Source organism: Xanthomonas codiaei, from assembly GCF_002939785.1.
GTDB classification, from domain to species: Bacteria; Pseudomonadota; Gammaproteobacteria; order Xanthomonadales; family Xanthomonadaceae; genus Xanthomonas; species Xanthomonas codiaei.
This window is the reverse complement of record NZ_MDEC01000042.1, coordinates 20,937-31,248: the sequence shown is the minus strand read 5'-3', so window position 1 is coordinate 31,248 and position 10,312 is coordinate 20,937. Positions and strand designations below refer to the sequence as shown.

Below are 10,312 nucleotides of genomic sequence, written 5' to 3'. Positions count from 1 at the left end.
AGTCCCTCGGCGCGCATCAATCGATGCACACGATGGCGACTGCAACGCTCACCCAGATCGCGTAGATCCTTGGCGATCTTGCGATGTCCATACACACTGCCGACTGAGCCTAATTCTCACCTTCTGCCGCATCCAACACACCTGTCACCCACGGAGCCGCCCACCCCTGCCATCCGACCTATTGACTACAGCTGTCGTCAGGCCTACGGTAGCGACAACTGTAGTCAGGAGGGTGCCATGCGCGGCAAGACCATCGGGGACCAGGAACTGGCCCTGCTGCAATACGTCGAAGAACAGCGGCACGCCAGCGTGGGCGAAGTGGCGGCCGCGTTCGGCGAGCCGCGCGGGCTGGCGCGCTCGACCGTGCTGACCATGATGGAGCGGCTGCGCACCAAGGGATTTCTGCGACGCAGGCAGGTCCAGGGCGTGTACCGCTACAGCGCCACCGCCGGGCAGGAGGATGTGGTGCGCTCGGCGGTCGGGCAGTTCGTGGAGAAGACGCTGCAGGGCTCGGTGTCGCCCTTCGTGGCGTGGATGTCGCAGCGTGCCGAGGTCAGCGATACCGAGCTGGCCGAACTGGAAGCGTTGGTCGCCAAGCTGCAATCGCAGCGCAAGGAGGATTGAGCCATGTCGCCGCTGATCGAATCGATGCTGTGGAAACTTGGAGCCACCAGTGTGCAGACCGCCGTGCTGGTGGTGGTGGTGTGGGGGCTGTGCCGCGGCCTGCGGCGTCTGCCGGCCGCCACCCAGACCTGGCTATGGTGGCTGGTGGGGGTGCAGGCGGTGGTTGGCCTGCTGTGGCGCGATCCGGTGCAGCTGCCAGTGCTGCCGGCGCACGCCCCCGCCGCGCTGGATGCGGCTGCCAGCCTGGCGCCGATGGCGGCCACCGGTGCCGCTGCACAGGCCGCTGTAGCTGCCAGTGGAGCGGCGTCCGGGCCGTCGTGGATGACGGCGGTGTTGGCGCTGTGGGCGGCCGGGGTGCTGGTGCTGGCCGCCGGCACGGTGCGCGCCTATCTGCGCAGCCGCGCATTGGTACGCGCGGCCACGCCCTGCACCGACCGCGCGCTGGTCCAGGCCCTGCAGATGGCGGCCGAAGCGCACGGCTTGTCGCGCCCGCCTGCGCTGCGGCTGTCTGCACAGATCGAGTCGCCGCAGTTGATCGGCCCGTGGCGGCCGGTGCTGCTGTTGCCTGCCGCGCGCCTGCCGCAGATGGCCGACGACGATCTGGACATGGCGCTGACCCACGAGCTGATCCACCTGCGCCGCGGCGACCTGTGGTGGGGATTGCTGCCGGCGCTGGCCCAGCACCTGTTCTTCTTCCATCCGCTGGTGCACCTGGCCGCGCGCGAGTACGCCATCGCCCGCGAGGCGGCCTGCGACGCCGCCGTGGTCGCCGGGCACCGCCATTGCCGTCACCACTACGGGCGGCTGCTGCTGCAACTGGGCGTGGCACCGCGTCCGCACGGTGGCGTGGCAAGCGCTTCACCCTCGTTCCTCAGCCTCAAGCGCCGCCTGTCGATGCTGCAGGACACCCGTACGTTTCCGCGCCTGGGCGCTGCGATGATCCTGGCATTGGTGGCGGTCTGTGGCGTGCTGCCGTTGCGTCTGGTGGCCATGCCGGTACCGGTGGCCTCGCCCAGCCTGCAGCCGATGGTGGTGAGCGCGCCGGCGATCGCGGCGCACCCGGAGCAGGGTGCGGCGGCGGCCGAACCGATGCGCGTGTTGCCGGCACCGGCGCAGCCGGCCATGCCTGCGGCCGCAGCAGCACCGGCCACGCAGGGCGTCATCGCCAAGGTGCTGGACAGGGCGTCGCTTCGAGATGACGCTGCGGACGTGTCGTCCGCGGACTGGGATGCCTATGTGGAGCGGGTCACCCACGAGGCACTGGCCTCGGCCATGCCGCAGGCGCGCGCCGCGCTGCAGGAAGCATTGGCCAACGACAACCGTGATGTCGAACTGCAGCAGGAACACATGCAGCAGGCGCAGGACGCGTTGCAGGCAGCCCGCGAACAACTGGCTGCACTCGGGCCCGAACTGGCACAGGCCAGGCAGGACGCGCAACAACAGGCACGCGAAGCCGAGCAACGGATCCACGAGGCGGCGCAGCAGCAGCGCCATGCGCAATACGCCTATGCCGCAGCGGTACGCCATGCAGCCGAGCAGGCCCGGCAGCAGGCCGAGATGGGCAAGCAGGCCGCACGTCAGGCACGGCTCGAGGCCGCGCGCGGGCAACAGGAAGCGGAGCAGGCGCAACGGCAGGCGGAGCTCGCGCAGGCGCAAGCCGAACGAGTGCAGGCAGAGGCCGAACAGGCGCAGCACGACTAGGAGCCATCGATGACGCGACCGCGCGCGGCGTCGAGCGGGAGCGGTCGGTGGTTGGAGTCGGTAGGCGCCAGGTGCACGCTCCGGTTCTGGGCGCGGCCTCGCCTGAGCGCACCCTCGGCACCGGTTGACGGCCGGTCGCACCGTTGTGCAGATCGCCGCAGGTACCGAAGAGATGCAACGACCGAACATCCAGAGCCAATCGCCGCGGGTGCGCTGCCGACCACACGTCAGGCCAGCAGTGGTCTCTGGCGCACGCACAGCGGCACTGTGCGGGATGCAGCCGCACTCCACTTCCGGCCGTGCGCGGCCGGTAGAGACGCGATCGCAGTAGACACGTCCTGACACACGCAGCTGCCGGTGCAAGGTGCCGATCGCGTCAGGGACAGGCAGCACCTGCACCACCACGGGCCCGCCACAGCCCGGCATTCCTGCGTGACGACGCCTGCAGCGTCGGCAACGCCGTGGCCGCGCCATCGTTGTGCCCTCCGCCTGCGTGTCCTGCACAGGCGGTCTCCCTTGTCCTATACCCTTTGTGGAGATCTCCCATGATCCAGACCACGTGTCTTTCGTCGTGCCTGCGTCAGGCGCTGTTGCTGGCGCTTACTGCTGTCGCCGCCCCATCGTCGATCGTCAGTGCCTGCGCGTCGACGCAGTTGGCACCGATGGTTGCCGCGGTGCCGCCGGTGGCCCCGGCGCAGCCGGCGGCAGTTGCCTCACCGATCGCACCGATCGCACCGGCAGCGCCTGCGGCGCCCCGCGCACCTGATCTGCCGGTCGCACCCATCGCGCCGGTCAGACCCATCGCACCTCTGCCGCCGATGGCTCCGGCCGCATTAATGCGTACACGCCCCGTGGCCTTGGCCGGAACGGATCGGCACTGCGGCAGGGCGGCTGTGCCCGGCCCTGCAGCACCTGCAACCGAGGGGGATGCCTATGTACTGGTGCAGGGCGACCGCCAGGCCATGCACGGGTCGCTGCGCGACCTGCAGACCGCGCGTCGCCATGTGCGCAAGGGCGAGCAACTGCTGTGGTTCCGCGCCGATGGGGTGGACTACGTGGTCCGCGACCCCACGCTGCTGCATCGCATGGCGGTGGCGCATGCGCCACTGCGTCAGCTTGGCCAGGCACAGACCGCACTGGCCGCGCGCCAGCAGGCCCTGAGCGAGCGGCAGGCCGCGCTGGCCGCGCAGCTGTCTGCGCAGGCTCGGCCGCGCGTGCTGCAGGCATCCACCGGCACACCGCCTGCGCCCGTGTCCGCGGATGCTTCGTCGGGCGTGGCGCCGGCGGCGCTGCAGGCACTGGCCGGCCAGCAACGCGCATTGGCCAACCGGCAGGCCACGCTGGCCCGCAAGCAAGCCGCCGCGCAGGCACGCGCCACGCGCCAGGCGCTGCAGGTGCTGCGCGATGCGCTGAACAGCGGGCTGGCCACGCAGGTCGCCGGTCAGTTGTCTGAGGCCCCCGCTCAGCGCTGCATGGCGTCAATGTCGCCGTGCTCGCCGATACTGTGCGGCAGGCAGACGGCGAGCAGGCGATGACGTATCGGGTAGTGGTGTTGGGAGGCTTCGGGCACTTCGGTGCGCGCATCGTGCGGGCGCTGGCGGCCACGCCGCAGATACATGTGATTGCGGCTGGCCGGCATCCCGGCGAGGTTGTCGTGCAATGGCCCGATGCCGCACCCGGATGCATTTCCACATGCCGGCTGGATATCGATGCCGCCGATTTCAGCACCCAACTGGCGGCCACCGGCGCCGATGCGCTGGTGCACACGGCCGGGCCATTCCAGGGGCAGGCTTATGCGGTGGCCCGCAGCTGCCTGCAGGCCGGCATGCATTACATCGATCTGGCCGATGGCCGTGCCTTCGTCCGTGATTTTGCCGCGGCGCTGGATGCGCCTGCGCGCCAGGCGCAGCGGGTCGCCATCAGCGGTGCCAGCACCTTGCCGGCACTGTCCAGCGCGGTGATCGACGCGCTGCTGCCGCGCTTTTCTGCCTTGCACGAGATCCGCATGGTGATCGCGCCGGCGCAAGGCACGCCGCTGGGGTTGGCCACCGTGCGCGCGGTGCTCTCGTATTGCGGCACGCCGTTTACGTGGTGGAGCGAGGGCCGTTGGCAGACCGTGGTGGGCTGGGCGGCGCCGCAGCGCGTGCAGTTCGCACAGTTGGCAGCGCGGCTGGCGTCGCCCTGCGATGTGCCCGACCACGACCTGCTGCCGCAGCGCTATCCCGGGGTGCGGACGGTGCAATTCCGTGCCGCGCTGGAAGTGCCGTTCCTGCAGCGTTGCCTGGCGGCCATCGCCTGGCTGCGCCAGCGCGGCGTGCCGCTGCCGATGGCGCGCCTGGCCACGGTGCTTGCGCGCGCCGGGCGCTGGTTCGACCGCTTCGGTACCGACCTGGGCGGCATGCGGGTGGAGCTGCGCGGCCAGGCGCAGGCTGTCGATGCCGGCGGGGCGGGGTCACCCTTACGGCTGCAGTGGGATCTCACCGCGCCGATGCTGCACGGCCCGGAAATTCCCTGTTTCGCGGCGATTCTACTGGTGCGCAAACTGGCCGCCGGCCAGCCGCTGCCGATCGGTGCGCACGCCTGCATGGGGCTGCTGACGTTGGCCGACTTCGAGCAGGAGTTTGCTGCGTGGCAGATGCAGACGGAGGTGGTGGACGCGCTTGCGTAACTGGCGGCACGGTCGAGGCAGCAGTGCCGTGAGTCGGATTGGACATATGCGTGCGCAGTCGCTGGCTGGACGACCAGGCGGTGCTGCATCAGCGCAAGCGGCGATGCGGTGGCGCGCAGTTCGTTTGCCTTTCCCTGCGAGAGATTGATCCTTCATGGGGGGCGAAAGTGGCCGGAGGCCAATGATGGCAAGAGCGAAGCCTCGTGCAATCGAACCATGCAAAGGCTTCGCTGCGTTCCCTCAGCGCGACCCCTGGTCCGGAAGGAGAGGGGCAGCAGGCCGATGCATCCCGGAGGCTTGGGAGGGCGGCGGCGCGGCCTGTGCAAACATGCTGTAACGCAACCCGATCAAACCCAACAGCGCGTCATCGCGATGCGTACCCGCCGGCACCTTGCCGAGGCGTGCCAGCGATGCATCCAGGCGCTCACGCAAGGCATCCGACCCAGGCAATGGCCGCTTGTGTGCCACCTGCCGCCGGTAGTGCGCCGCAATCTCGACCAGAATCGCGTCCACTGCATCCAGACTTGGCTGGGGCAAGCCGTGCCGCGCGCTGCGCAGCTGCAGGATGTTCAAGCCCGCGCGCACCTCCTTGAGCATATCTACCGAGGCCAGCTCGCTGCCTTCCGGCGCCAAGGCCAGCCGCGGTGCGAGCAAGCCGAGCAGATCCAGCATGCGCGCGGCAAAGTGCTGCCGGTCCTGCGTGCCGTGGCCGTCGGCGGCGTCGGCCAGCGTGCGCCAGCCCTGGCGCACCAGCCGGCGCGCGCTCCATTCGGCACTCACCGAGCGGAACAGCCGGGTCAACACCACGGCAAATCCAATGCCCAGCACCATCGCCACCGCTGCGTTGACGAAACGCTGGAGGTTGGCGTCGTAGGTGTTCTGCAGGCTCAGCAACGCGGTGAGGTTCACCACCAGCGGCAGCGCGATCAGCATGGTCCTGGGGCGATGCAGCAGCGCACCCAGCGGCAGGAACACCGCCGCCAGCACCAGCACCAGCATCGGGAAATCGTGGATGGCCGGGAAAATGCCGAACAGGTAGATGCCGGCAACCACGCTGGCGACCACGGCCCAGGTGAGGAACGACAGCATGCTGGGCGCCGGGTCGTCCTGGGCCGCGAAAAAGGCCGCCGTCACCGCCGCCATCATCGCGCCATTGCCGCCGCCTTCCCAGCCGATACCGATCCACAGCACGCAGTAGGCCATCAGCGCAAAGCCGGCGCTGAGCGCGGAGAACCCGGCCATGCCGAGGTCGAGATGGCGGGCGCTGGAGGTGTTGGGCGCGTGTGTGGTCACTGCGGTGGCAGCGCTGCGTCGCCAGGGCAGGCGTTGCTGCCTGGAGGCGTGCACAGCGTTGCCTGCACTGCGCTCAACAGATGAGGCGCCGTGCGGCCCATCTGCCGGCGCTGCAGTGTTTGTCGGCAGGTCGATGGTCGGCGCTGCGGCGTCGGGCTGAACCGCAGCGCTGTCTGCCTGTCGGCTGGCCGCGCGAGGTGCGGCAGCAGGGTTGACGCGCGCGTCCGGCGGCAAGGTCCTCGCAGATGCGGCAACCTCGGGCACGGGCGTCGTGGGTTCGTGCAACAACCCGCGCTCCAGCGCGCGGCACTGCTGCCACAGCGCCAGCAGCTCCTGCAGGCGCAGCAGCAGGCCGTTGCGTAGCAGGCGCTGCAGGTCGTCATCCACGGCCGGGCGCAAGGCGGCAATGCGCGCATGCAGGTCGGCGAGGGTGCTGGCGCTGTCGGCGTGCCGGCCCTGCTCGATCCAGGCGCCGGTGTCCTCCAGCAGCTGCGCCAGCGCAGGCGACCCCGCGCCGTTGCCGTGCGCGTCATGTAAGGCCTGCAGCTGGTCGGTGATCGAGGACAGCACCGGCAACAGCAGCAACATGCGCGCACGCAGTTGCTCCATCGCCGGCACCGCACCGGCATGGCGCGGGTCGTCGTGGCGGACGAAGGCGATCAAGGTCTCGAACTGCACCAGATCGGCGGCCAGTCGATTGCGCGGCGTCTGCGATGGGCCGCGCTGCAGCACCTGCCGGCACCATTGCGCGGCATCGTGCATCCAGTTGCCGATGCGGGCGTTGAGCATCGGCCGCACCGAGGCCGGGAACACCAGCGCGGCGAACAGCACCGCCATCAGCGTGCCCAGGACGATCTCTTCGCTGCGTGCCACCACGGTGTCGAAGATGCCTTCGGGCGCGGTCACCGCCGGAAAGCCGATGAAGGCGGCGGTGTAGCCGGCCAGCAGGAAGGCATAGCCGCGCGGGCCGCGATTGAGCAGCGCCAGGAACAGGCAGGCCGACAGCCACAGCGCCATCGCCGCGCTCAGCAGCAGCGGCGTTTCCACCAGGTTGGGCAGCATCACCAAGGTGGCGGCGCCGGCCAGCAAGGTGCCGAGCACGCGGTACATGCCCTTGGCGCGGGTCGGGCCGAGCAGCGGCTGGGAGACGATGTAGACCGTGGCCATGGCCCAGTACGGCCGCGACAGATTGCCGGCCAGCGCCACGTACAGCGCGGCGATCGAGGCGGCGAAGGTCTTGAGCGAAAACAGCCAGGCCTGGCGGTCGCGCAGCAGGGCGTTCATCGCGCGGCCGTGGCGGGAGCGCCTTCCCAGCCGCCGCCCAGGGCCAGAAACACCTGTAGCTGATCTTGGGACACCTGCGCCTGCGCATTGGCCAGGGCCATGTCGGCGGTGGCCAGGGTGCGTTCGGCATCCAGGCTGGACAGATACGGCGTCCGGCCACCCTGGTACAGGCGGCGGTTCTGCGCCGACGCCAGATCGGCCTGCTGCTGCGCCTGTTCCAGCAGGTGCAGGCGGTCCAGGTCCTGCGCATAGCGCGACAATGCGGTCTGCACCTCGCGCAAGGCCTGCAGCACGGTGTGATCGAACTGCGCCAGCGCCGCGTCGGCACCGGCTTCGGTGGCGCGCACGCGGGCATGCGCACCGGCCGAGGGCAGGGTCCAGGAGATCAGCGGGCCGAACGACCACGCGTGCGTGGCCGGCTCGCCGACGTCGGCCAGCAACCCGGTGGCGCCGATCGAGCCGCCCAGGCGGATGTCCGGGTACAGCTCGGCGGTGGCCACGCCGATGCGCGCGGTGGCCGCGGCCAGCCGGCGTTCGGCCTGGCGCACATCCGGCCGGCGTGCCAGCAACGCACGGCCATCGCCGATCGGGATCGGCTGCCGCAACCCAGGCGCGTGCGCGCAATCCTGCACGCCGGCCGGCACCTGGCCGGGCGTCTTGCCGAGCAGCGCGGCCAACTGGTAGCCGGCGGCCTGGCGGCGCGCGCGCAGCGGCGGCAGTGCGGCCTCCAGCATCGCCACCTGTGCGGTGGCACGCGCCAGGTCGGGCGGTGTGCCGCGGCCGGCGGCGATCAGGCGCTGGGTGATGTCGCGGCTGCGCTGCTGCAGCTGCAGCGAATGCTCGGCCACGTGCAGCTCATGGTTGGCGTGGCAGATCTCCACGTAGCTGCCGGCGACCTGCGCCGCCACGGTCACCCGCGCCAGATCGATGGCGGCCTGCGCCACCTGGGTGTCGGCATGAGCGGCCTCGGCGCCGCGTTGCAGCTTGCCAAACAGATCGAACTGATACGACACGCCGAGCTTGCCGTCGGCCAGGTTGAACACCGGCAGCTTTTCTTCCTGCAGGAACGCTTCGGCCGAGACCTGCGTGCGGCTGACGCCAGCCTCCACGTCGTAATCGAATCCACCGGCATCCATGGCCTGTTCGTAGACCGCCGCGGCGCGGCGCAGGTTGGCGCCGGCCACCTTCAGCTCGACGTTGTCGCGCAAGGCCTGTTCGATCAGGCCGTCCAATATCGGGTCCTGGTACAGCGCCCACCAGCGTGCCGGCAGCGCTGCACCGGGCTGCACCTGGGCATTGCCGGTGTCCAGGAAGGCCGCGTTGGCGGCCGGGCGGCTGTAGGCGGCGTCGGGCGGCAACGCATAGTCGGGGCCCACCGTGCTGCAGGCGGCCACGCCGGCGATGACGGCGCTCAGGCCGAGCAGGCGCAAGGTGTTCATGGCGCCGCCTTGGCCTGCACGGTGGCAGGTGCCACCGTCGTCGCTGCGGCCGGCGCAACATCGGGCAGGATCGCCACCGTGGCGGTGCGACCGGCGATCAGCTGCACCTGCGCGGGGACTGCATCGAGCGCGATGCGCACCGGGATGCGCTGCGCCAGCCGCACCCAGTCGAAGGCCGGCGTGACGTTGGGCAGCGCGCCGGCGCTGCCGCTGCGGTAACGGTCCTCGATACCGGCGGCGATGCTCTGCACATGCCCGTGCAAGGTCACCGGCTCGCCCATCAGGTGCACGTCCACGCGCTGGCCCGGATGTACGCCGCGCAGGCGGGTTTCTTCGAAATAGCCATCCACGCGGAACGAGCCGGTATCCAGCACCGCCACCACCGGGCGCCCGGCGCTGACGTAGTCGCCCACGCGCACCGTGCGGTCGCTGACATGGCCATCGGCCGGGCTGCGCACCTGGGTGCGGTCCAGATTGAGCTGGGCCAGGTCCACCGCCGACTGCGCGGTGGCCACAGCGGCCTGCGCCTTCTGCACGTTGGAGCGGCGCACTTCCGCGTCTTCGGCTGCGACCAGATCCTGCAACTGGCGGTCGCGTGCGATCTCGCGGCGCAGCTGGGTCAGCGTGGCCTGGCGTTCGGCCAGTGCGGCGCGGGCCTGCTCCAGCGCAATCGCATAGCGCGCACGGTCCACCACGAACAACAGCTGCCCACGCGTGACCGGCTGGTTATCGGCCACTGCCACCGACTCCACCAGCCCGGACACGTCCGGCGCCACCTGCACCACATCGGCGCCCAGGTGTGCATCGCGCGTCCACGGCGCGTCCATGTAATACCGCCACAGGTGCTGCAGCACCACTGCCGCCACCACCACCATCGCCAGGGTCAGCAGCGCCGGCCCCGCGGTCCTGATCAGCTTTTTCACGATTGCATCCAACGGGTAATGAAAAACAAACCGCCCAGCAGCGCGATGTACAGCGCCAGGTTGAACAGCGCCGGGTGCCAGATGTGGCGATACGCGCCGGCACGGGTCAGCAGCGCAGCGAGCGCGCTGTTGAGCAAATAGGCCAGCGTCATCAACGCCAGCAGGTTGGGAACGAACACACCGTAGAGACTGAACTCGCCGTACATCGGGACTTCCTGCCTATCGAAAAGACACCACCACCCGGCAGCGCCCGGGCGCTGCCAGTCGCATGCTCACCGCGCATCCCGAGCAACCGACCTGCTGCGCCGCCGTCGGGCCGGCGCGCAGGTGGCAGACGCGGATGCTCCATGCGCTCCTTGCCTGCCGGGCAGTCGCTCGCG

At 70.1% G+C, this 10,312-nt stretch carries 7 protein-coding genes and 4 pseudogenes; 5 read left to right on the top strand and 6 right to left on the bottom strand.

The features are described 5' to 3' along the window. Positions 1–101 (bottom strand): annotated as a pseudogene (locus XcodCFBP4690_RS20575) (IS3 family transposase); the annotation flags it as partial. Positions 102–237: 136 nt separating this feature from the next. Here XcodCFBP4690_RS20575 and XcodCFBP4690_RS20570 point away from each other — a divergent pair. The 3 genes and pseudogenes from XcodCFBP4690_RS20570 to XcodCFBP4690_RS23485 form a co-directional block, all read left to right on the top strand. Then, positions 238–624 (top strand): BlaI/MecI/CopY family transcriptional regulator, encoded by a 387-nt coding sequence (locus XcodCFBP4690_RS20570; RefSeq protein WP_104543998.1) that lies wholly within the window; start codon positions 238–240, stop codon positions 622–624. A gap of 3 nt (positions 625–627) precedes the next feature. Beyond that, positions 628–1,801: pseudogene (locus tag XcodCFBP4690_RS20565) on the top strand (M56 family metallopeptidase); the annotation flags it as partial. A 101-nt stretch (positions 1,802–1,902) separates the two neighbouring features. Beyond that, positions 1,903–2,325 (top strand): annotated as a pseudogene (locus XcodCFBP4690_RS23485) (M56 family metallopeptidase); the annotation flags it as partial. 580 nt (positions 2,326–2,905) lie between these two features. Here the strand turns inward: XcodCFBP4690_RS23485 and XcodCFBP4690_RS20560 are convergent. Continuing rightward, the gene (locus XcodCFBP4690_RS20560) at positions 2,906–3,127 is read right to left on the bottom strand and encodes a hypothetical protein (RefSeq protein WP_104543994.1); all 222 of its coding nucleotides are present in this window, start codon (positions 3,125–3,127) and stop codon (positions 2,906–2,908) included. 34 nt (positions 3,128–3,161) lie between these two features. Here XcodCFBP4690_RS20560 and XcodCFBP4690_RS20555 point away from each other — a divergent pair. Beyond that, positions 3,162–3,761 (top strand): annotated as a pseudogene (locus tag XcodCFBP4690_RS20555) (hypothetical protein); the annotation flags it as partial. 95 nt (positions 3,762–3,856) lie between these two features. Further along, positions 3,857–4,993: a saccharopine dehydrogenase family protein gene (locus XcodCFBP4690_RS20550; RefSeq protein WP_104544002.1), complete on the top strand. Its 1,137-nt coding sequence runs from the start codon at positions 3,857–3,859 to the stop codon at positions 4,991–4,993. Positions 4,994–5,233: 240 nt separating this feature from the next. Here the strand turns inward: XcodCFBP4690_RS20550 and XcodCFBP4690_RS20545 are convergent, their stop codons facing one another. From XcodCFBP4690_RS20545 to XcodCFBP4690_RS20530, 4 genes are read right to left on the bottom strand one after another with little or no spacing between them, the layout of a single operon-like run. Beyond that, positions 5,234–7,570: an FUSC family protein gene (locus tag XcodCFBP4690_RS20545; protein ID WP_104543992.1), complete on the bottom strand. Its 2,337-nt coding sequence runs from the start codon at positions 7,568–7,570 to the stop codon at positions 5,234–5,236. After that, the gene (locus XcodCFBP4690_RS20540) at positions 7,567–9,009 is read right to left on the bottom strand and encodes an efflux transporter outer membrane subunit (RefSeq protein WP_104543990.1); all 1,443 of its coding nucleotides are present in this window, start codon (positions 9,007–9,009) and stop codon (positions 7,567–7,569) included. The genes XcodCFBP4690_RS20545 and XcodCFBP4690_RS20540 overlap by 4 nt, the downstream gene beginning before the upstream one ends. Continuing rightward, positions 9,006–9,932 (bottom strand): efflux RND transporter periplasmic adaptor subunit, encoded by a 927-nt coding sequence (locus tag XcodCFBP4690_RS20535; protein WP_167394729.1) that lies wholly within the window; start codon positions 9,930–9,932, stop codon positions 9,006–9,008. Before XcodCFBP4690_RS20535 ends, XcodCFBP4690_RS20540 begins: the two co-directional genes overlap by 4 nt. Then, positions 9,929–10,138, bottom strand: a complete 210-nt coding sequence (locus XcodCFBP4690_RS20530; RefSeq protein ID WP_104543986.1) for a DUF1656 domain-containing protein — start codon at positions 10,136–10,138, stop codon at positions 9,929–9,931. Before XcodCFBP4690_RS20530 ends, XcodCFBP4690_RS20535 begins: the two co-directional genes overlap by 4 nt. Positions 10,139–10,312: the final 174 nt, after the last annotated feature.

Excerpts from the sequence above, each read along its gene's own strand:
- XcodCFBP4690_RS20570 (WP_104543998.1), top strand. The coding sequence starts at position 238 with ATGCGCGGCAAGACCATCGGGGACCAGGAACTGGCCCTGCTGCAATAC.
- XcodCFBP4690_RS20560 (WP_104543994.1), bottom strand. The coding sequence starts at position 3,127 with ATGGGTCTGACCGGCGCGATGGGTGCGACCGGCAGATCAGGTGCGCGG.
- XcodCFBP4690_RS20550 (WP_104544002.1), top strand. The coding sequence starts at position 3,857 with ATGACGTATCGGGTAGTGGTGTTGGGAGGCTTCGGGCACTTCGGTGCG.
- XcodCFBP4690_RS20545 (WP_104543992.1), bottom strand. The coding sequence starts at position 7,570 with ATGAACGCCCTGCTGCGCGACCGCCAGGCCTGGCTGTTTTCGCTCAAG.
- XcodCFBP4690_RS20540 (WP_104543990.1), bottom strand. The coding sequence starts at position 9,009 with ATGAACACCTTGCGCCTGCTCGGCCTGAGCGCCGTCATCGCCGGCGTG.
- XcodCFBP4690_RS20530 (WP_104543986.1), bottom strand. The coding sequence starts at position 10,138 with ATGTACGGCGAGTTCAGTCTCTACGGTGTGTTCGTTCCCAACCTGCTG.